At 47.1% G+C, this 21,199-nt stretch carries 22 protein-coding genes, 1 rRNA gene and 1 pseudogene (1 of these 24 cut by a window edge); 8 read left to right on the top strand and 16 right to left on the bottom strand.

Annotation, left to right across the window (positions count from 1 at the left end):
* Both ACKTRM_RS04470 and ACKTRM_RS04465 read right to left on the bottom strand, forming a co-directional pair.
* Positions 1–1,431, bottom strand: a 16S ribosomal RNA gene (locus tag ACKTRM_RS04470); it reaches 119 nt to the left of the window's first position.
* Between the two features lie 229 nt (positions 1,432–1,660).
* Positions 1,661–2,545, bottom strand: a complete 885-nt coding sequence (locus tag ACKTRM_RS04465; RefSeq protein WP_007408569.1) for a nucleotidyltransferase-like protein — start codon at positions 2,543–2,545, stop codon at positions 1,661–1,663.
* Positions 2,546–2,747: 202 nt separating this feature from the next.
* Here ACKTRM_RS04465 and ACKTRM_RS04460 point away from each other — a divergent pair, with 202 nt between their 5' ends.
* Entirely contained in the window at positions 2,748–3,101 is a 354-nt protein-coding gene (locus tag ACKTRM_RS04460) for a YgzB family protein (protein ID WP_007408568.1), read from the top strand.
* Positions 3,102–3,135: 34 nt separating this feature from the next.
* Here the strand turns inward: ACKTRM_RS04460 and perR are convergent, their stop codons facing one another.
* Both perR and bcp read right to left on the bottom strand, forming a co-directional pair.
* On the bottom strand, positions 3,136–3,573 hold the full coding sequence (gene perR / locus ACKTRM_RS04455; protein ID WP_003155465.1) for a peroxide-responsive transcriptional repressor PerR: 438 nt from the start codon (positions 3,571–3,573) through the stop codon (positions 3,136–3,138).
* A gap of 124 nt (positions 3,574–3,697) precedes the next feature.
* A complete protein-coding gene (gene bcp / locus ACKTRM_RS04450; protein WP_012117127.1) occupies positions 3,698–4,171 on the bottom strand; it encodes a thioredoxin-dependent thiol peroxidase in 474 nt (157 codons plus the stop codon).
* Between the two features lie 157 nt (positions 4,172–4,328).
* On the opposite strand from bcp, the gene ACKTRM_RS04445 reads away from it, so the two are divergent.
* On the top strand, positions 4,329–5,618 hold the full coding sequence (locus ACKTRM_RS04445; protein WP_007408567.1) for a glutamate-1-semialdehyde 2,1-aminomutase: 1,290 nt from the start codon (positions 4,329–4,331) through the stop codon (positions 5,616–5,618).
* A 209-nt stretch (positions 5,619–5,827) separates the two neighbouring features.
* Positions 5,828–6,892, top strand: a complete 1,065-nt coding sequence (locus ACKTRM_RS04440) for an aromatic acid exporter family protein (RefSeq protein WP_012117126.1) — start codon at positions 5,828–5,830, stop codon at positions 6,890–6,892.
* A 79-nt stretch (positions 6,893–6,971) separates the two neighbouring features.
* On the opposite strand, the gene ACKTRM_RS04435 is transcribed toward ACKTRM_RS04440, so the two are convergent.
* The 5 genes and pseudogenes from ACKTRM_RS04435 to fabL form a co-directional block, all read right to left on the bottom strand.
* Positions 6,972–8,714, bottom strand: a complete 1,743-nt coding sequence (locus ACKTRM_RS04435) for an ABC transporter ATP-binding protein (protein ID WP_012117125.1) — start codon at positions 8,712–8,714, stop codon at positions 6,972–6,974.
* Between the two features lie 82 nt (positions 8,715–8,796).
* Positions 8,797–9,327 (bottom strand): nucleoside tri-diphosphate phosphatase, encoded by a 531-nt coding sequence (gene ntdP / locus ACKTRM_RS04430; RefSeq protein WP_003155475.1) that lies wholly within the window; start codon positions 9,325–9,327, stop codon positions 8,797–8,799.
* A 135-nt stretch (positions 9,328–9,462) separates the two neighbouring features.
* On the bottom strand, positions 9,463–9,729 hold the full coding sequence (locus tag ACKTRM_RS04425; protein ID WP_003155476.1) for a YgaB family protein: 267 nt from the start codon (positions 9,727–9,729) through the stop codon (positions 9,463–9,465).
* Positions 9,730–9,889: 160 nt separating this feature from the next.
* A pseudogene (locus tag ACKTRM_RS04420) lies at positions 9,890–10,042 on the bottom strand (gamma-type small acid-soluble spore protein); the annotation flags it as partial.
* Positions 10,043–10,125: 83 nt separating this feature from the next.
* Positions 10,126–10,878 (bottom strand): enoyl-[acyl-carrier-protein] reductase FabL, encoded by a 753-nt coding sequence (fabL, locus tag ACKTRM_RS04415; protein ID WP_003155478.1) that lies wholly within the window; start codon positions 10,876–10,878, stop codon positions 10,126–10,128.
* A gap of 81 nt (positions 10,879–10,959) precedes the next feature.
* Here fabL and ACKTRM_RS04410 point away from each other — a divergent pair, with 81 nt between their 5' ends.
* Positions 10,960–11,184 (top strand): hypothetical protein, encoded by a 225-nt coding sequence (locus ACKTRM_RS04410; protein ID WP_007408563.1) that lies wholly within the window; start codon positions 10,960–10,962, stop codon positions 11,182–11,184.
* 6 nt (positions 11,185–11,190) lie between these two features.
* Here ACKTRM_RS04410 and mutY read toward each other — a convergent pair whose 3' ends face one another.
* On the bottom strand, positions 11,191–12,288 hold the full coding sequence (gene mutY, locus ACKTRM_RS04405; RefSeq protein WP_012117124.1) for an A/G-specific adenine glycosylase: 1,098 nt from the start codon (positions 12,286–12,288) through the stop codon (positions 11,191–11,193).
* 225 nt (positions 12,289–12,513) lie between these two features.
* Between mutY and ACKTRM_RS04400 the strand changes: the two genes are divergently transcribed.
* A complete protein-coding gene (locus ACKTRM_RS04400; RefSeq protein ID WP_012117123.1) occupies positions 12,514–13,497 on the top strand; it encodes a metal-dependent hydrolase in 984 nt (327 codons plus the stop codon).
* Here ACKTRM_RS04400 and ACKTRM_RS04395 read toward each other — a convergent pair.
* The 6 genes from ACKTRM_RS04395 to ACKTRM_RS04370 all read right to left on the bottom strand — a co-directional run bounded on the left by ACKTRM_RS04395 (position 13,494) and on the right by ACKTRM_RS04370 (position 19,510).
* Positions 13,494–16,079 (bottom strand): YfhO family protein, encoded by a 2,586-nt coding sequence (locus tag ACKTRM_RS04395; protein WP_012117122.1) that lies wholly within the window; start codon positions 16,077–16,079, stop codon positions 13,494–13,496. The genes ACKTRM_RS04400 and ACKTRM_RS04395 overlap by 4 nt on opposite strands.
* Positions 16,080–16,115: 36 nt before the next feature.
* Positions 16,116–17,096: a glycosyltransferase family 2 protein gene (locus ACKTRM_RS04390; protein ID WP_003155484.1), complete on the bottom strand. Its 981-nt coding sequence runs from the start codon at positions 17,094–17,096 to the stop codon at positions 16,116–16,118.
* 210 nt (positions 17,097–17,306) lie between these two features.
* Positions 17,307–18,167: an alpha/beta fold hydrolase gene (locus ACKTRM_RS04385; RefSeq protein WP_012117121.1), complete on the bottom strand. Its 861-nt coding sequence runs from the start codon at positions 18,165–18,167 to the stop codon at positions 17,307–17,309.
* The gene (locus ACKTRM_RS04380; RefSeq protein WP_012117120.1) at positions 18,160–18,495 is read right to left on the bottom strand and encodes an SdpI family protein; all 336 of its coding nucleotides are present in this window, start codon (positions 18,493–18,495) and stop codon (positions 18,160–18,162) included. Before ACKTRM_RS04380 ends, ACKTRM_RS04385 begins: the two co-directional genes overlap by 8 nt.
* Positions 18,496–18,580: 85 nt before the next feature.
* Positions 18,581–19,108 carry an SH3 domain-containing protein gene (locus ACKTRM_RS04375; protein WP_012117119.1) on the bottom strand — a complete coding sequence of 176 codons (528 nt, stop codon included), beginning with the start codon at positions 19,106–19,108 and terminating at the stop codon, positions 18,581–18,583.
* A 132-nt stretch (positions 19,109–19,240) separates the two neighbouring features.
* Complete coding sequence (locus tag ACKTRM_RS04370) at positions 19,241–19,510, bottom strand: YfhJ family protein (RefSeq protein WP_012117118.1); 270 nt, start codon at positions 19,508–19,510, stop codon at positions 19,241–19,243.
* 123 nt (positions 19,511–19,633) lie between these two features.
* On the opposite strand from ACKTRM_RS04370, the gene ACKTRM_RS04365 reads away from it, so the two are divergent.
* The 3 genes from ACKTRM_RS04365 (at position 19,634) to ACKTRM_RS04355 (ending at position 21,196) form a co-directional block, all read left to right on the top strand.
* Positions 19,634–19,786 carry a small, acid-soluble spore protein K gene (locus ACKTRM_RS04365; protein ID WP_003155495.1) on the top strand — a complete coding sequence of 51 codons (153 nt, stop codon included), beginning with the start codon at positions 19,634–19,636 and terminating at the stop codon, positions 19,784–19,786.
* Positions 19,787–19,932: 146 nt separating this feature from the next.
* The gene (locus ACKTRM_RS04360) at positions 19,933–20,844 is read left to right on the top strand and encodes a trypsin-like serine peptidase (protein ID WP_012117117.1); all 912 of its coding nucleotides are present in this window, start codon (positions 19,933–19,935) and stop codon (positions 20,842–20,844) included.
* Positions 20,807–21,196, top strand: coding sequence for a DUF2606 family protein (locus tag ACKTRM_RS04355; protein WP_012117116.1), 390 nt, complete (start codon positions 20,807–20,809; stop codon positions 21,194–21,196). The genes ACKTRM_RS04360 and ACKTRM_RS04355 overlap by 38 nt, the downstream gene beginning before the upstream one ends.
* The last annotated feature ends 3 nt before the right edge of the window (positions 21,197–21,199 follow it).

Here is a 21,199-nt window from a genome sequence, read left to right as displayed (position 1 = left end):
ACAAACTCTCGTGGTGTGACGGGCGGTGTGTACAAGGCCCGGGAACGTATTCACCGCGGCATGCTGATCCGCGATTACTAGCGATTCCAGCTTCACGCAGTCGAGTTGCAGACTGCGATCCGAACTGAGAACAGATTTGTGGGATTGGCTTAACCTCGCGGTTTCGCTGCCCTTTGTTCTGTCCATTGTAGCACGTGTGTAGCCCAGGTCATAAGGGGCATGATGATTTGACGTCATCCCCACCTTCCTCCGGTTTGTCACCGGCAGTCACCTTAGAGTGCCCAACTGAATGCTGGCAACTAAGATCAAGGGTTGCGCTCGTTGCGGGACTTAACCCAACATCTCACGACACGAGCTGACGACAACCATGCACCACCTGTCACTCTGCCCCCGAAGGGGACGTCCTATCTCTAGGATTGTCAGAGGATGTCAAGACCTGGTAAGGTTCTTCGCGTTGCTTCGAATTAAACCACATGCTCCACCGCTTGTGCGGGCCCCCGTCAATTCCTTTGAGTTTCAGTCTTGCGACCGTACTCCCCAGGCGGAGTGCTTAATGCGTTAGCTGCAGCACTAAGGGGCGGAAACCCCCTAACACTTAGCACTCATCGTTTACGGCGTGGACTACCAGGGTATCTAATCCTGTTCGCTCCCCACGCTTTCGCTCCTCAGCGTCAGTTACAGACCAGAGAGTCGCCTTCGCCACTGGTGTTCCTCCACATCTCTACGCATTTCACCGCTACACGTGGAATTCCACTCTCCTCTTCTGCACTCAAGTTCCCCAGTTTCCAATGACCCTCCCCGGTTGAGCCGGGGGCTTTCACATCAGACTTAAGAAACCGCCTGCGAGCCCTTTACGCCCAATAATTCCGGACAACGCTTGCCACCTACGTATTACCGCGGCTGCTGGCACGTAGTTAGCCGTGGCTTTCTGGTTAGGTACCGTCAAGGTGCCGCCCTATTTGAACGGCACTTGTTCTTCCCTAACAACAGAGCTTTACGATCCGAAAACCTTCATCACTCACGCGGCGTTGCTCCGTCAGACTTTCGTCCATTGCGGAAGATTCCCTACTGCTGCCTCCCGTAGGAGTCTGGGCCGTGTCTCAGTCCCAGTGTGGCCGATCACCCTCTCAGGTCGGCTACGCATCGTCGCCTTGGTGAGCCGTTACCTCACCAACTAGCTAATGCGCCGCAGGTCCATCTGTAAGTGGTAGCCGAAGCCACCTTTTATGTCTGAACCATGCGGTTCAAACAACCATCCGGTATTAGCCCCGGTTTCCCGGAGTTATCCCAGTCTTACAGGCAGGTTACCCACGTGTTACTCACCCGTCCGCCGCTAACATCAGGGAGCAAGCTCCCATCTGTCCGCTCGACTTGCATGTATTAGGCACGCCGCCAGCGTTCGTCCTGAGCCAGGATCAAACTCTCCGATAAAGTAGTTTGACTGACTACGCACATCGCTGTGCGATTTATTTAAAACTTTGAATTAACAGGTACGTTTTGTCTTGTTTAGTTTTCAAAGATCATTTCAGCCTCATCTCGAGGCGACTTTTTTAGTATAACATTTCAGCGAGTTGCTGTCAAATGTTTTTTTGTTTTTATTTCTCCGCCGCTGTGAGCTTTTTGTTGAAGCGCATCAGCGACGTTTAATAATATACCATGCCTATGATTCAGCGTCAACACTTTTTTTGAAAGAATATCCTCGATGATATACTTCCTGCCCTTTGGTCTCTATTTGAGATACTTCAACAAAGCCTTTTTCCGTCAGGTAATCAAGCATGACACCAAGATCTTGGGTGAAGTGCACCAGTTCAGGGTGCTGAAGCAATTCTCCAAACTGCCACATTTCTTTTTCTTTCATCACTTGAAAAAGGTGCGCAGAACCGATTTCAGCTTTTGAATGGATGAGAAAATCATTTGCTAAGAATAATAATTCGAGCCTTTTCTCCAAACTTTCATGACTCTCGACAAGTTCGGAATATAGCTTATATACCTGCGGCTCAATGTGACGGACCTGGTTCCAGACTGTCGTTTCGGGATAAAACCCCCGGTCAATCACTTCTATGCGGGCCAAGTGGTGAAGAGCATGCACTACCGCATAATATGCATCCAGAAAATGATCAGCTTCAAAAAACGCTTTTCCTTCTACAAATCTTCTGATCAGCTTGCCGTATTCCATTCCGATCTTTAATTTCCGCTCGGCGAAAGGAAAAGTGCTGAGCCGGTCATTGAGTTCAGATATATATTCATTGCGGTCAAACAGCACTTTGCCGTTGATGATCCAATCTATGACTCTTCTATTGGTCCCGAGCAGAATCCATTCCTGAAGCAGAGCATCCGTTACAATATGTAAAGAAGCGGTTTTTTGTTCGAATTCATAATGCTTTATAAAAAGAGGTTCATCAGCCTGTTTGACAATGACAAGCATGACCGCATCAAAGTTATCCGTGATGGATGATGCTTTACTCCTTCTCTCAATCATAAGGACGGCCAGCGTATCGGGATGACTTGCTCTTTCTTGGTAAATTGGACGGAGAAGATTGTCCATTACGATTCCTCCAATGCGATTGTTTCACTAGCTATTGTTTCTACATTTCTATGATAAAACATGAAAGTCCTTTTTTCTAAACACATTGCACTATTATAACAAATTTCCTTTCAGGTGCCATATTTATTCTTCCCTTTTCTTACGAAAACATGAAGAATATGCCATCTGTTTTGTGCTATAGTTAAACGAGAGGGGGATGGACATGGCGAAATACTCAAGCAAAATTAATAAGATCAGAACGTTTGCGTTAAGTTTGGTTTTCGTTGGGTTTATCATTATGTACATCGGGCTGTTCTTCAAGCAGTCTGTTTTGCTTGCCAGCTTGTTTATGATTCTCGGCCTGCTGTCGATCGGGCTCAGCACCGCCGTTTATTTTTGGATCGGCATGCTGTCCACAAAAGCGGTCCGGGTGATGTGCCCCGCTTGCGAGAAAGAAACGAAGATTCTGGGCAGAGTGGATATGTGCATGCATTGCAGAGAGCCGCTCACATTGGATAAAGGATTGGAAGGCAAAGCGTTCGATGAGTCTTATAACAGAAAAAACAGTGTAAAATAAACGAAGCTGACCGTATCAAAGCGGTCAGCTTCGTTTAGTGGTTTTCTTTTTTGGAACATTCTTGGCAGACGCCGTAAATCTCCAAACGGTGGTGGCTTACCTTAAACCCCGTGACGTGAGCCGCAAGCTGTTCTACTTCGTCAAGCCCGGGATAATGGAAGTCTACGATTTTTCCGCAGCTTTCACAAATGGCGTGATAATGGTCAGAGGTGACAAAGTCAAATCTGCTGGACGCATCTCCGTACGTCAGTTCCTTTACAAGCCCCGCTTCCCGGAATACACGCAAATTGTTATACACTGTCGCAACACTCATATTAGGGAATTTCCCTTCCAAGGCTTTATATATATCGTCCGCTGTCGGATGTGCCATAGAATCCACGAGATATTCCAGAATGGCATGACGTTGAGGAGTAATCCGGACTCCCGTATCCTTCAACGTGTCTAAGGCTTCTTTTAATTCATGTGCAGCCATCCGTCATGCACCTCTCTTCTAAAAAAGATTATTACTTTATAATGTTTATAATTAGTGTACATCTTTTTCCGGTCTCCTGTCAAATGTAATCTGAAGAAAACCCCGTGAGTTCAGCATTTGTCCATTAATTAGACGCAATTTGTTCCAATTCTCGAAGCGCCTCGGCAACGTGATCTTTCACTTTTACCTTTCTCCACTCCTTCACAAGACGGCCTTCTTTGTCTAACAAAAAGGTGGATCGCTCGATACCCATATATTCTTTCCCAAAATTCTTCTTCAGCTTCCACACATCAAAAGCTTCCGCCAGTTTGTGCTCATCATCAACGAGGAGCTGGAAAGGAAGATCGTGTTTTTGCTTAAATTTTTCATGTTTATCACGGCTGTCAGGGCTTACTCCGATGATAACGGCATCAAGTCCCGCGAAACTTTCGTGCTGATCACGGAAATCACATGCTTCCGTCGTGCATCCGGGTGTCATGTCTTTCGGATAAAAATAGAGAACGACGTACTTCCCTTTAAAATCCGTCAATGCTACTTTTTCCCCGCTGTCATTCACTAATTTCATATCCGGTGCTGTTTGTCCGATTTCAATCGTCATTTCTTATACCTCCGGGTTTTTTATTAAGCGTATCCAATTCACGTTAAGATTACAACCGTTATCCCCCCGCTCTTTTCTGGAAGCATGAACCGTTGTGCTCGCAATGAAGCATGCTACAATAGAACATGATGTAAGGAGATATTAGGAGGGTCATTTTTTGTATACAAAATCAGTTGAACTTCATAAGGAAGCGTTAGAGCATATCGTCGGAGGCGTGAACAGCCCGTCCAGATCCTATAAAGCGGTAGGCGGCGGTTCACCCGTTGCGATGGAAAAAGCGAACGGCGCTTATTTCTGGGATGTAGACGGGAATCAGTATATCGATTATTTAGCGGCTTACGGCCCGATTATTACCGGACATGCCCATCCGCATATTACTGAAGCGATTAAAACAGCGGCTGAAAACGGCGTGCTGTACGGGACGCCGACCAAACATGAGGTCACTTTCGCCAAAATGCTGAAGGAGGCCATTCCTTCACTTGATAAAGTACGATTCGTAAACTCAGGCACTGAAGCGGTAATGACAACGATCCGGGTTGCACGCGCTTATACAGGCCGGACAAAAATCATTAAATTCGCCGGCTGCTATCACGGCCATTCTGATCTCGTACTTGTCGCTGCGGGTTCCGGTCCGTCTACGCTCGGCACTCCTGATTCCGCCGGCGTGCCGAAAAGCATCGCCAATGAGGTGATTACCGTTCCTTTCAATGATATTGAAAGCTACAAAGCCGCGCTGGATAAATGGGGTTCAGAAATTGCAGCGGTTCTCGTCGAGCCGATCGTCGGCAACTTCGGCATCGTTGAACCTGAAGAAGGATTTTTAGAACAGGTAAATGAATTGACCCATAAAGCGGGCGCGCTCGTCATTTATGATGAAGTGATCACGGCGTTCCGTTTTATGTACGGAGGCGCGCAGGATCTTCTTCAAGTGAAGCCTGATTTAACGGCGCTCGGTAAAATTATCGGGGGCGGCTTGCCGATCGGCGCTTACGGAGGCAAAAAAGAGATCATGGAGCAGGTTGCTCCGCTCGGCCCGGCATATCAAGCCGGCACGATGGCCGGAAACCCGGCATCTATCCTATCAGGCATCGCCTGTCTGGAAGTGCTGAAGGAAGAAGGCGTTTATGAGCGGCTTGATGAGCTCGGCGCCAGACTTGAGCAAGGCATTCTCGCCCATGCGGAGACACACGGCATTACCATCACCGTCAACCGTTTAAAAGGCGCGCTCACGGTTTACTTCACTGATGAAAAGATCGTCAATTACGAGCAGGCGGAAAATACGGACGGAGAAGCATTCGCCAAGTTCTTCAAGCTGATGCTTGAGCGCGGCATCAATCTCGCTCCATCGAAGTATGAAGCTTGGTTTATCACAACCGCACATACTGAAGAGGATATCGACGCCACTTTACAAGCCGTTGAAGATGCGTTCAGACATATGAAAAAATAACTGCTGAAACAAGCGGGAGCCCAGGGCTTCCGCTTTTTCTTTTTGTCCGATTTGTGAGATAATGGTTTTTTCAAAAAAAGACCTTGAATAATTGGTATGATCCCTGTATATTACTTTATTGTTTAGCAAATCAGACGACAGGGAAATGTAAGTGTCAGCCGTTCGTTCGGCACATAATTTATTAGAGAAAGGAATGCACGCACAAACCAATGAAACTTGGTGCCCGCATTTTTAAAACAGGGATTGCGATTACGCTCGCGCTCTACTTAGCATCATGGATCGGACTTCCGTCGCCGATCTTTGCCGGGATTGCAGCTATATTTGCCATACAGCCCTCTATTTACAGGTCTTTTCTTATCATTATTGATCAGGTTCAGGCAAATATCATCGGCGCTGTCATCGCTACGGCATTCGGACTGATTTTCGGACCGAGTCCGATTATGATCGGATTGACCGCAGTGATTGTCATCACGATCATGTTAAAACTGAAAATTGAACACACCATTTCGATTGCGCTCGTGACGGTTATCGCAATTTTAGAAACACCGGGAAACAGCTTCCTGACGTTCGCTCTGATACGAACAAGCACCGTTATTTTAGGCGTGCTGTCTTCTTTTATTGTGAACCTTGTGTTTCTTCCGCCGAAATACGAAACGAAGCTGACTCATCATACGGTTGAATATACCGATGAGATCATGAAATGGATCAGGCTGACGATGCGTCAGTCCACGGAACACTCGATATTGAAAGAGGATATTGAGAAGCTGAAGGAAAAGATGATGAAGCTTGATCATACGTACCTTCTTTATAAAGAGGAGAGAAGCTACTTTAAGAAAACGACGTATGTAAAGTCGCGCAAGCTTGTATTGTTCAGACAGGCGATTATTACGGCGAATCGGGCGCTTGACACGCTGAAAAAGCTGCACCGCTATGAAAACGAGATTTATCATATGGCGGAGGAATTTCAGGAGACGCTGACAGAAGAAATTGATTATCTGCTTCATTGGCATGAAAGGATTCTGATGCGGACGGTCGGCAAGATCAAACCGCATGATGACGATGCTGAAGAAAGCATAAGATATAAACAGCTTTTGACGAAGTCTTTCTTGAAAAATCAGCAGAACTGCGAGGATGAACTGCTTGATTACAATATGCTCAGCATTATGGCTGCGGTTGCGGAATACCGCGAGCAGCTGGAGCATCTCGATACATTAATTACGAGTTTTCAGACATACCACCCGAAAGACAGCGAATTAGAAACAGACGAAGAGTAACCCGGTGCTTCCGTAAAACCGGGTTTTTTTGCATTCAAAAAAACTTATGCCGCCCATTCGGACGGCATAAGTTTTTGTATCAGTTCAAATTCTGAATCGTAAATAAGTGTCTGTACTGGCCGCCTTGGGCCATTAATTCCTCGTGCGTGCCGGTTTCGACGATGGCGCCGTTTTCCATGACGACAATTTTATCCGCGTGCGTAATCGTGGACAGCCTGTGGGCGACGATAAAAGTCGTCCGGTTTTTCGCAAGCTTTTCCATTGCTTCCTGAATGTAGTGTTCACTTTCAAGATCAAGAGCCGATGTCGCTTCATCCAAGATTAACAGCGGCGGATTTTTTAAGAATACACGCGCGATGGAAATCCGCTGTTTCTGCCCGCCTGACAATTTGACGCCCCGTTCGCCGACTTTGGTTTCATAACCTTCGGGGAAATTCATAATAAATTCATGGGCATTTGCCGCTTTCGCAGCCGCAACCACCTCATCCAAAGACGCTCCCGGTTTACCGATGGCGATATTTTCACGAATCGTCTCACTGAACAGAAACGTATCCTGAAGCACCATTCCGACTTGATTGCGGAGGCTTCTCGCTTCATAATCGCGAATATCTGTGCCGTCAATCAGCAGGCTGCCGCCGGATACATCATAAAAACGCGGTATGAGGCTGACAAGCGTCGATTTACCGCCGCCGCTCATCCCGACGAGCGCGACGGTTTCCCCTTTTGTCACCTTTAAGGAAACGTCCTGCAAAATCGTTTCTTTTCCTTCCTCATAACGGAACGAGACATTTCGGAATTCAACTTCGCCCTTAATGCCGTCAGCTTTTACTGCATTCGGTTTATCAGTCAGTTCATACGGCTCGTCGATAAATTCAAATATGCGGTCCATTGAAGCGATCGACTGGGTCAGCGTCGTCGATGAGTTGATCAATCTTCTGACCGGATTGTACATTCTGTCAATATAGCCGACGAACGCAACCATCGTCCCTACCGTCAGCGGACCGTTTATGACAAAATAACCCGCAAACGCGATAACAAGCAGCGGCGCCAAATCCGTAATGGTATTCACGACTGCAAACGTTTTTGCGTTCCAATTCGTATGACGGATCGCTCTGTCCAGAAAATGTCCGTTTTTTTCATCAAAATTGGCTTGTTCATAATCTTCAATGGCAAAACTTCTGATGACGGGCATCCCCTGAACTCTTTCGTGCAAATGTCCCTGAACTTGGGCGAGTGCCTGAGAACGCTCACGTGTCAGTTTTCGGAGGCGGCCGTAAAAGTATTTCACTGAAATTCCGTATAACGGAAACAAAATGACAGATATCAATGTCAGCTTAACATCGAGTGTAAACATAATGCAGATGACGATCAGCACCGTCATCATATCAAGCCAGATATTCATCAGTCCCGTTATGACAAAGTCTTTTGTCTGTTCGACATCATTTATCACCCGGGAAATGACTTCGCCCGTTCTCGTGTTGGCATAAAACCTCAGGCTCAATTTTTGAATATGGTCAAACAATACTCCCCTGATATCATAGAGCACCCGGCTGCCCGTCCATTGCGCGAAGTATTGCCGATAGTACTCTACCGGGGGACGCAGAATTAAAAACAGCACGAACATGATGCCCATTATCGTGAATAGCGATGATGTTTTAGCGCTTGCCGTTCCGCTCCCTTGAATAATGTCATCGACCACGTATTTTAACAGAAGCGGGAGAGCCAGCGGGATGGAGAATTTTATGATGCCGATTAACACTGTGATAAAAATTTGTTTTTTATAAGGTTTTACAAATTGCATATAGCGTCTGATTACGCCCACACTTTATCCCCCTCTCTCTTTAAGGCGTGTGAGCCCATGTGAAAAACCTGTTGACACCCCAACAGGTTTTTTATTGTATTCTTTATTTTGTATAGCGCAGATACCGTTCATACCACATATCAACAAATTCCGGAGCAAACGGTCCTTTCCGCTGATGAATCCAGTGCAGCAGCGTATTCAGATACTCCTTCAGAATGCTGTCGATCTCTTTAGGGTAATTCATTGATTTGCGGTGGTCATCGTATTCATCCTCGTCAAGAATGTTATACGTCATATCCGGAAACACCTTGACATCCAAATCGTAATCAATATATTTGATGGCCTCTCCGTCATAAGCGAACGGCGAGCTGATGTTGCAATAATAGTGTACCCCGTCATCTCTCAGCATTCCGATGACGTTAAACCACTGACGGGCATGAAAGTAGCAGATCGCCGGTTCTCTCGTCACCCACGTCCGTCCGTCGGATTCCGTCACCATTGTCCGGTCGTTGGCTCCGATGATACACAATTCCGTACTTTTTAAAATCGTCGTTTCATTCCAAATTCGATGAAGCAGCCCGTTATGCTTATAGCTGTGAATTTGAATGGTTTCTCCTTCCTTGGGATATCCCATATTTCTCCCCTACTTTCTGTAAAGCCCTGCAGTCAATGCAGCCGCAATTGCTTTCCGACAAGTCTTTTCACTATTATAACGTTACGAATTAAAAAATGAAAATAAAAGAACCACTCCGCTTCCGGAATGGCACATTCATTTCTGCACATAGGAAGACGGCTTTTCCGTGCTGCGATAAGACTGGATGACTTGCTCTGTCTGCCTTTGGAATAACTCCTGTATGCCGGCCAGGTCTTTTCGCTTTGTCGCAATTTCGTCCTGTACATTGTCCAGCTTTGCATCTCTTTCCAGACTGATGAGTTCCGCTTCCACCTGCCGGCAGCGGTCAAGTTCTGACTGCAGCTCGAGAAGCTGATCCATGATTTTCATCTGTTCACTTACAAGCTTTTCAAACTCTGACATCGGGTTCCTCCTTAGGCTTTTAGGTTGATACTCCTTACCATTTCGATTTTACGCCGGAAAACCCTTTGACTCATTCTGTAGAGGAATCACAAGTTTTGTCGTTTTGGCAACAGAAAAAAGCACTTCCATCCGAAGATGAAGTGCTTTTTCGTTTCAGTGATTAGCTGTTTTGCTGTTTGTTTTGTTCAGCAGATTGGTTTTGCTTTCTAACCTGCTGCGCATCAGTTTCACTGCCGAATTCAGTGCCGTATTGACCCTGACCGGAAGCTGATTGCTGGTTTTGTCTTTTCACCTGCTGAACGTCTGTTTTGCTGTATTTTGAGTTTGCCATTGTTATCACCTCCACGCACTTTAGAATGCGCAGGAGATGATAAGGCTATTCATCTTTTTTAAAACTTATACGAGCAGAGAGCGTCCGCCGTCAATAATGATGGTCTGGCCGCGGATCATGTCCGCTTTTGAAGAAACTAAAAACTCCACCGTATCGATCATATCTTTAATTTCGACCATTCTGCCGGCCGGCGTATTTTGGCGGGCATCTTCCAGCAGTTCATCTCTGTTAGGGAAATGCTTCAGCGCGTCCGTATCAATCGCTCCGCCTGACACCGCGTTTACGATGATATTTTTCGGAGACAGCTCAACCGCCAGATAACGGGTTAACGATTCTAAAGCGGCTTTTGAGACTCCGACCGTCGTATAGTTTTCAAGATAGCGGATGCTGCCGAGCGAGCTGATGCTGACGATGTGGCCGCCTCCGTTTTTCTCCATCATCTTTGCCGCCTCCTGGGCGCAGAAAAGCAATGCTTTCGCATTGATATTCATCGTCCAGTCCCAGTGTGTTTCTTCGAGTTCCATGACCGGTCTCAGCACGCCTGAAGCCGCATTATTGACGAACACGTCCAGTCTGCCGAATGTTTCGTCAATCTGGCGGAACATGTCTTTGATTTTTGCCGGCTGGCCGACATTGGCTTTAATGACGAGCGTTTTAACGCCGAGTTTTTCAATTTCTTCGGCGGTTTCTAATGCCGCTTTTTTACTGCGGGCGTAATTGATGACGATGTTGTATCCTTTTTCCGCGAGTCTGATGGCGGCTGCTTTCCCGACGCCGCGGCTGCTTCCCGTGATCAGTGCGCATTTATTTTGTTCCATTTTTCCTCAGCTCCTTGCTGTGTATAGTTCTTTTCATTCAACAAACAATAAAAGCAATATGTGTTGAAAGGGGTCTTTTATATGTATGTCGGACGTGATATGGGCGAATTGGCCATGATGCCCAAAAAAGATTGGAGAGATTCAGAGCTCGCCTATTTCCATCATGCCTTCCAGCAAATTATGCCGTATTTAAACGAAGAAGGCCAGTCCAAATACCGGGAACTGATCCAGGAAATCGAAGCCCGCGGCGGACTGAAACGGAATGAAGCGGATTACGGCCACGGCACTCGCGTCAGCTATGACTGACGTTTTTTACAGGCGGCCGCTTTCTTCCGCCATTTTCCATATCTTTTGATGGGAAACGGGAAATGCGTATTCCTCGAGCTCCTCTTTTGTGACCCGTATGAATTCCGTTGTATCCGACACTTGTTTTACTTTACCGAAAAAGACCGAAATATTCCAGACGAGATGGGTGAAAACATGTTCTACGATGCCTTCCAGCTCCCCGATTTCAGCGGTTGTTCCCATCTCTTTTTCTAAATAGGCTTCAAGCTGCTCTCTTTCGGTTTTGATTCCTTTCTGGGTTTCGGTATTCGGAAACTCCCACAAGTTGGCGAGCAAGCCTTTTGGCGGCCGTTTATGAATATAGACATCGCCTTGATCGTCTGTCAGCACAACGGCTGCCATTGTTTTTATTCCGGGCTTTTTCTTTTTGCTTTTAACGGGCAGCTCCCGCTCTGTCCCTTCCGCAAATGCCGAGCAGTGCTTTTGTACGGGGCAAAGCAGGCAGGACGGCGATTTCGGGGTGCAGATGATCGCGCCGAGCTCCATTAAACCCTGATTGAATTCAGATGGTTTTTCATGAGAAATGAAAGCGGATACCGCCTGTTCGAAAATGGTTCTGGTTTTAGGTTTTGCGATATCGTCCCATATGGAAAGAATTCTCGACATGACACGCATCACATTGCCGTCTACGGCGGGAATCGGTTTGTTGTATGCGATGCTGAGCACGGCGCCTTTTGTATAAGGGCCGACACCTTTCAGTCCGCCAAATTCCTTTTCCTCGGCAGGGACGACTCCCCCGTACCGCTCATGCACTTCTTTTACGGCGCTTTGCAGATTTCTTACACGGGAGTAATAACCTAGCCCTTCCCAGGCTTTGAGCACTTTTTCCTCATCGGCTTCAGCGAGCGCCGAAACGGTCGGAAATTGCTCAACAAACCGCCGGAAATAAGGGATAACGGTTTCTACGCGCGTCTGCTGCAGCATCACCTCTGACACCCACACCCGATACGGGTCCTGATTTTCTCTCCACGGCAGAATTCTCTGTTCTCTTTCGAACCATGTAATTAAGTCCTCGCGAAATTTGTCTATATCTTTTTGTTTCATTTTTTCTTCAAGTGCGTTCATATCTTCTCCTCAGATGTTTCGGGTTCCGCTTTTCTTGACACCGTATTTTGGTGTAAACTTAGGGCACGTTACGATAATATGTTACATTAAATAGTGATAAAGAAAAAGCGGAAACATATGAGAACGGCGGATAAACGCCATGATTGGGCAAACAGAAAATGGGGAATATCTTATAATGCGAAATATGCGGGCGACTGATTGTTAACGCCTGCTAGGAGGTCAACAATGGATACTGGCACTCACGTTGTCATGGGTATCGCGCTTGGCGGAATCGCAACTCTTGATCCTGCCGTCGGCATGCACACCCCCATGTCTCAGGCAGTTATGATCGCCGCTCTTGCCGGCTCTCAGGCACCTGATATTGATACCATATTGAAGCTGAAAAATAATGCCGTTTATATTCGAAATCATAGAGGGTTCACGCACTCCATTCCCGCCGTTTTATTTTGGTCCGTTCTGATTCCGGGTATTTTGTTTATGTTTTATCCGGAAGCGAACTTTTTGCACCTGTGGCTGTGGACGCTCCTCGCTGTCGTGTTGCATGTGTTTGTTGACATTTTTAACGCGTACGGTACACAGGCCATCCGCCCGTTTTCGAGAAAATGGATCGCTCTCGGTTTAATCAATACCTTTGATCCGTTTATTTTCGTCAGCCATTTGGCCGCGATTGCCGTGTGGTATATCGGAGGTCATCCGGGCGTGACATTTCTGATGCTTTATATCATCCTCACAGGATATTACGCCGTCCGGTTTTTGATGCAGCTGCGGATAAAGCGAAGGCTGCGCGAAATGATTGAAGAGGAGATTGAAACCATCATTATTTCGCCGACGATGAAATTCAGGCAGTGGCGTATCGCCGTGACGACGGCGCATGCCTTTTATGTCGGCAGAAGCCTTGACGGCCATGTCGTGATATTGGATACATTCAACCGCGTACCCGTTCCGGAAACCGATGTGATGAAGGCCGCGAAACAGGACGAAAATATTGCAGCCTTTCTTTCATTTTCCCCCGTTTACAGGTGGGAGGTCGATACCTTTAAAGATCATTATGAGGTGCGCTTTATTGATTTGCGCTACCGGAGCAAAGGCCACTATCCTTTTGTCGCCATCGTCCACCTCAGTCATGATTTAGAGCTTCTCTCTTCTTACACGGGCTGGATTTTCAGCGAGGAAAAGTTGCAGAAAAAATTAAAGCTCGGCTCTGTTTAAGAGCCGGGCTTTTTTTGTCTTCTCACATATATAGCCGAAAACACGAGGCTGATCACCGATAGAGCGGCCGCGGGTTTAAAAAACGGCGGGTAATACGTTAATTGAATATCGTTTTTTCCTTTTTGCGCTTTAAATCCGATGAAGGAATAATCCGCTTTTTCAATCTGCTCCTGTCTGCCGTTTATCTTCAGCTCCCAGCCTTTTTCATATGGAATCGGAAGCATGATATACGGCGCGCGGGTTTTGTTTTCATACGAGATATGAAGCGTATTTCCGCGCCAGCTGAGATCGGCCCGCGGTTCTTTTTCCGCTTTTCGGTATGCGCTTTTCAGCGTATCGTACCGTTCTTCATAAAGCGCCAGTCTGTCAAGCTGATACGACCCTTTCGGCAGACGGATTTGGATGTTTTTTGTTTTCGGCACTCTGACAGTAACATCGTTGACACCTGTTTTGTAAATGGATTGATTCGATTTTCTCGTTGTCGTGTAATCGTTCACTTTTAATGTAAAGCCCTGGTCCTTCGCTTTATTCTTCAAATAAAAGCTGACGTAATAATCGCCGCTGTCCATCTTAGCGGCTTGCGGCGTAATGACCAGGCCGCCGCCGTCTTCGTTTACCGTCAGGATGCCGTTATGATAATCGCCATGTTCGGCCGCTACCTCTGTACGGCGGATCATATTTTTCGCCTCAGGCGCTTTTTTCGTGTTGGTTGTGCTTGATTCCATGACGATCCCGTCAAGCATTGCCCGTTCCCTGGCAAGGGCGGGCGCTTTTTTCAGGCCGCCCTCGTTATATACGCGATCGGCTGTCCGTACGAACGGAAGCATATATTGATTTTGATAAACCGCATAATGGGTTGATTCCATGATTTTTTTGAACCCGTACGGCACGCCGGCCTCGTTTGTTTTTTCCGTCATATAATATTTTCCGTAAAGCAGGCTGTATAAATTAGCCCTGTTTCCTAATGTCGCATAGCGGCTGACGCTTTCTCTGCCCATGTCAATCTGGAGGTCGTGCCAGTAAAAGGACAGCAGATTGCGGTTCAGTATGCTTGAGTATACGCTGAATCCGTTGAACCCGTATATGATCGGGGTGTTATTGAAAACACCGTTCATCCAATCTAAACGGGCAAACGGATCAGGGTCTTTTTCTTTCAGACGCTGAATGAGCTCCGATTGTTCTTTGCCTTTATAGTCAGCACCCGTCATAAAGGTATGCGATACCGTATAAATCTTCCCGCCTTCTGATAAAGCATATTTTTCATATGTATTAGCCGTAAGCACAGCCGTAAGCAAAATGACAGCATAGACGGCGGGCACCGCGCCTTTCAGTCTTGTCTTTGCTGCAAAGAAAGCGGCTATGCTCAGCACCAGAAGAAGGATGACGGGCAGGTTGGCGTGATCAGAAATATCCAGACTGTACCGCCTCACCTGGCTCCAATAGAGCAGAACGACGAGTACGGCGGACATCAGCATACTCTTCATGCTGATGTCTGAAAGCTTAGAAAGCCCGACTGAAACCGTTCCGGCAATCGTGAAGCACAGGACGTATTCAAACCTGTTCTGCGGAGCTGAAAAACCGTTAAAGGCACTTGCCGCGAACGGACTGAAGTGAAACAGAATATACAGCAGACTGATTCCCGCAAACAGCCGGAACAAGCGGTTTTTGTATAAAGTAAATGTAAATAGAAAAAGCAAAAAAGCCGCCGGCAGGATGATTATCCGGCTAGAAAATAAAATGTTGTCGGAAAAATCAAGCCAAGCAATATGCTCTGAATACGGCGGCCGCAGATTATGAAGGTATCCGTATACGACAGGAATAAAGGAAACTGCGCTTATGCCGAACCCGAGCAGACCCGACAGAATAAATATCCTGCATTGAGTGAGCCTTTTCGTCTCATTGCCTTCAAGGGGGATCACCCACCTGAATAAGATATAAATGCCGATGAAAATCAGATTAATATACGCAAAATAAAAGTTGTTGATCAATGTCAGCGCACAGGCGAAGATAAACCACGCCGGCTTTTTTTCCCTGATGATTTTTTCCGCGCCCAACACAAGCAACGGCAGCCACACCATACTGTCAGTGAAAAAGTCCCAATATACCTCATGCCGGAAGTAAATAATCGAGACCCCGTACAACACGGCGCCCGCAAAAGCAGGCACCGTCCGTTTGACGAAATAACGGAACACACACGCCGCCGTGAATATGATAAAACTCTGCTTGGCAAAGCTGATAAAAACGGAGGCCTGCGCCCAAAACAGCGCATCAGCCTCACCCGTCAGCTGAATAAGCTGCAAAAAGCGGACAGCGGCGGAGATAAACAGGAATAGAAAAGAAGTAGAGAAATAATAGCCGAGCTGACTGTACACGCCCCCGCCCAGTCCGAACGAATAGCTGTAAAACAGCCTGCCGTTCATATATTGATCAAACAGCAGCTTTTTGAAGACCGCCATTTGGGCGATCCCGTCTCCAGACCCCGTCATATAGCGGTCTGCCGACCACTCTTTTAAGAAAAAAATATGAGCGGCTGCCGCAGCCAGCACACAGGCTGCCGGCAAGATCCATTTGTTTTTTTTCATATAACGTCCCCAGACCCTGCGCACAGCGGCTGCTGTTTAATGGTTCCACTTGCGCTTTTTTGTATAATTCGTTTCATTTTGTTCTCCGTACGTTATATTCGCTTCTTTAATTAAATAGTGCGGGCGTTTTTTTGTTTCATAGTAAATCCGGCCGATGTATTCTCCGATGATGCCGAGACTCAAAAGCTGGATGCCCCCTAAAAACAGCACGGCGGAAATAATGGTGAAGTATCCGGGTACGGACACGCCGTGTGTCAGAATATGAACAAAGGTCGTTACAATATAAACCATCGACAGAAGCAATATCAGAATACCGGTGAAAAAGCATACCCTAAGGGGCTTGTTGTTGAAGGAGACGACACCGTCCATTCCGTAGTTGAACAGATTGCTGAATGACCATTTGGACGTGCCGTTCTTCCTTTCGACATTTTCATAAAATACGATTTTCTGGTCAAAACCGATCCAGCAGAACAGCCCTTTCGAGAAACGGTTCCCTTCACTCAGCTTCAAAAGGGCATCAACGGCCTGCCGGCTCAGCAGGCGGAAATCTCCGACCCCGTCACGCAGGTCCACTTCGACGGCTTTGTTGATAAATTTATAATACAGGGAAGAAAGCACGGAACGCACGGGGCTGTCCCCTTTTCGGTTGCGCTGCGCGATGACTTGGTCATACCCTTCTTCATAGCCTTGAATGAAGTCTTTCAGCAGATGGGTCGGATGCTGCAGATCGGCGTCCATCACGATTACCGCTTCGCCCTGCACGTGTTCAAATCCTGCCAAAATGGCCGCTTCTTTTCCGAAGTTGCGGGAAAAAGATATGTATTTGACGCGATGGTTTCTGGCGGCCAGTTCTTTAATCTGCTGAAGGGTGTCATCCGCGCTTCCGTCATTGATGTAGAAAATTTCATAGTCATAATGAATCGTCTGAAACTCTTTTTTTAAAGATTCATGGATGAGCTTGACGTTGTTCCCTTCATTATAAGACGGAATAATAATTGAGATTAACCTTTGTTTCATGAAGGCACCTTCTTTGTATTATTCTTTTTTTAGGACGGCCTTAAAGGAATTGTCCGCAAAACTTCAGTAAGGCTTTTCCTTTTTTTAATGACGTTTAAACCCTTTTTTTGTTACAGGGAAAGAAAATTTTTTCTGCATATGGTTTATATTTTGTCATGTTTTTCGGCAGATATGAGAAAAAAAAGAAAAAGTCTGTACGCGGGACAGACTTTATTGCTGAAGGTATTCATGAATCAAATGGCTGACGATGCGCGGTTTTTCGTGAATGACCCAATGTGAGGCATCATCTATGAAGATTAAGTCGCCGTTTGGAATCATCCGTTTTGTTTCCTTGGCGAGCTTTTTGCTCAGCGCTCGGTCATTGACGCCCCATATTAATCGGTACGGAACGGGCATTTTAAGCGGAACGGCAGGGCCTAAACCGCCGGCTCTGATCGCCCGGTACCAGTTCAGCATCGCCGTGAGCGCTCCTTTTCTGCCCCAAGCTTCTTTGTAGCTGTCGACATCTTCCCGTGAAAAAAGCGCCGGTCGTTCGGATAAGCCGATCGCGTGATCCAATACGCGGTAATTGTCTTCAGACAACCTCCGTTCCGGCTTTTCCGGAAGCTGAAAGAAAGCGATATAAGAGCTTTTCTTCCACTGCGGCGGGTAGAACGGTGTGACCTTCCGCATAACCGCCGGGTGCGGGATATTGACCGTGATCAATTTTTCAACGTATTGCGGCCGCGTGGTTGCCAAATGCCAGGCCACGGCTCCTCCCCAATCGTGTCCGATGACGACGGCTTTGTCATCTGTAAAATGAGTGATCAGCCCGATAATGTCGTCTCTGAGCGTATCAATGGTATAGTTTTCAATGCCCTCCGGTTTGTCACTGAGATTATAGCCGCGCTGATCAGGCACGACAACATGGTATCCGGCATCCGCCAGCGGTTTGATCTGGCTCTTCCAGCCGTACCAGAATTCCGGAAACCCGTGCAGCAGCACCGCCAAAGGACCGTCTTTCGGACCGGCTGAAGCCGTGTGCAGCGTCACTCCGTTTGTTTCGATCATGTGAAACGTAATGTCATTCATCGATTCTCCTCCCCGTTTGTTTCAATCTTCTTTCTGTTAAGACGATGATCAGTACGCTGATCACAATCAATATTACGGCCTGAACGATCAGGGCGAACGGCTGAGTCAGCCGGATAAGCAGGCTGCCCGCAAATCCAGCTGCCGCCGAAATAAGGCCGAACAAAATCATGAGGAGCGCACTGAATCGATTGCCTTCTTTCCACTGCGACTCATCCGCCATAGAGCGCTTCGTCCGATATCCGTACAGGCTGTTGATCGACTTCGGCGGAAAAAATGTGACTAAAATGCCGGCCGCAGCCATCAGAAGGCCGCCGATTACCATTATCATATCCGTCACTCTCCTTTTCATCTTTTACGAAAGGAAAGGCGGAAGGTTTCAGAAAAAAAGCAGGCTCATTCGCCTGCCTGAATCTTTATTTTTGAGTTAAGTCGGCCGTTTTCACATAACCTGCTTTCCCGCCGTATGTGACGTACGCCCATTTACGGTCAAATCCTCCGTCATGGCTGAACCCCCAGCCGAGCACATTGACGGTTTCACCCGCTTTAACGGACCCTTTTTTGCCGGTTTCCAAAGTCGGCGTATAAAAAGCGGTTTGTTTCGCCGTCACCGCCTTCACCGGCTGCTTCATCAGAAAATGTGTGGAGATATAGGCTTTGTGACCTTTGTAATCAATCTCAGCCCAATCTGCTCCTTGAAGCCGTTTAACCTTTACGGAATCCTCTGAACGAAGCGTGCCGATAATCGACCCTTGTTTATTTGGTTCTTTGCGGACGTTAAGTTCTCCTGCTTTCACGATATATGTATCTGCTGCGGTGTCTATTTTTGTCTGGTGAACTGCTGCGGCATTCGCTGCCGGATCGAAAAAAACGGTGCCTCCGGCTAAAAATAAGCAAAGTCCTGCGGCCGGAATAAATGCGGTTAACCCCTTTTTCATGTTCATTGTGGTTCCTCCCCGCTATTTTATAAGTTATTACACATTTCCACATTCCGCCGGTCGCCAAACATGATTTTTCTATTTCTTTTATAAAAAGAAAAAACCGCCGGACTTGTATCCGGCGGGCGAACTGCTATGTTAATGCAGGAGACCCCTGCTTTGATCCAAATAATGAGAAACGTCTTCCCGAACGCTCTGGAACATATGGAGCTTGCTGCCGTATGATTCGATCCATTCCTTGACGACGCGTTCCGTCATTTGCTCTCCTTGATACGGGCGGCCGGCTTTTGCATAAGTCGCTTCGAAATCTCCCCATAAAAGCTCAACCCAAGTTCGCGCTTGCAAATAGCTGAGCATGTCATTTTTCTCAAGCAGCAAATCCGTCAGTTTGTCGATATATGTATTCATGTCTCTGTCTCCTTTCCTTGGGAAAACCTGCTGCTTTTACGCAGCTTGTCACAGGCATATACTAACTTTACGTCTTCAGTCCAGAAGGCGCAACCTTTTGATATTGGCCGAGGGGGAAAACAAATGGTCCGGAACAAGGCAAAAGGATTTCCTAATCAGAACAATAATAAGTTTGAAGGCGAACCGCGGGCAAAGGATGACTACGCTTCTAAACGGGCGGACGGTTCAATTAATTCGCACCCGCAAGAACGCATGAGAGCTTCAGGCAGACGATAACACACACACCGTAAGAGACCGGGAATGACCCGGTCTTTTTTTCGCGGAAAAAAACATCCTTTTGCGGTCATAACGCTAAATAAATTCCATAATATGTTAAATGTTAAAACGAAAGCCGGTAGACAAAAAAGGAGGGGTTTTATAAAATGAAGACAGTTTCAAAACGATTGCTGAGCCTTACCGCATTCTTACTGTCAGTTTCATTATTTGCTGTTTCAGCAGAAGCAGCGGGCAGCCCGCAGACATCTGTATCAAACAGCGGTGAGGAGTTTGACGCACATCAGAATCAGCCTGTACAAACAACACAGACATCCCCCGCTTATGAAGGAACGGGCCTCACCAAAAGACAGCTTGCACAAAACAGCACAGCTGACATCAAGTCATTAAAGCCTTCCAGTATTATTGGGACAGACGAACGAATCAGAATTTCTCCTACAACATCATTTCCATATCGAGCGACAGCACAGCTGACCGTTACATACAGCGGCAGCACAAGCACCTACGGATGCACCGGTTTTTTTGTCAATGCCGACACGATCGTTACGGCGGGACATTGCGTGTATGACCAGAAAAACGGCTGGGCATCGAAAATTACGGCAGCTCCGGGCCGCAACGGATCATCGTACCCGTACGGCTCTTATTCAGGCAAGACATTCTACAGTGTCAAAGGGTGGACAGAAAATGGTGACACAAACTACGACTACGGCGCAATCAAAGTAAACGGGTCGCCCGGGAATACCGTCGGCTGGTACGGCTACCGGACGACCAACAGTTCCAGTCCGGCCGGGCTTTCCTCAACCGTGACAGGATATCCGTGCGACAAAGTGTCCGGTTCCATGTGGTCGGACAGCAAGCCGATTCGTTCTGCCGAGACATATAAACTCACTTACACGACAGATACGTTCGGCTGCCAGAGCGGATCGCCCGTTTACCGCAATTACAGCGACACCGGCCAGACCGCCATTGCCATTCATACAAACGGCGGGTCGTCTTACAATCTGGGAACAAGGGTGACAAACAGTGTATTCGACAACATTCAATATTGGTCAAATCAATAAAGCTTTTGTTTTCTTTCTCGCGGCGGCCGTTTTATGCGGATGCGGCAAAGCGGACGATTCCGCCGCCAAAAAAGCATTGCCCGTTACGCTCCATGTTGAGGATGCAGACGGTTCACCGGCGGCCGGTGTGACGGTCACCGTGATGAAAGCGGCGGAGTCAGATCATCAGCCGAATATAGACCGCGGAGAGATAATAGGCAAGACTGATCACCACGGCGAGATTGCATGGAAAAGCGGCGCGAAAGGAACCTATGCCGTCGTTTTTGAAAAAGACGGAGTACCGGAAACCCGGAATATTTCCTTAGCCGAGAGTGATAAACATACGGTGATCAGCATTACATTGAAACAATGAAAA

The organism is Bacillus sp. D7-8, assembly GCF_052055895.1.
Lineage (GTDB): Bacteria > Bacillota > Bacilli > Bacillales > Bacillaceae > Bacillus > Bacillus velezensis.
This window is presented reverse-complemented; position numbering and strand designations above follow the sequence as displayed.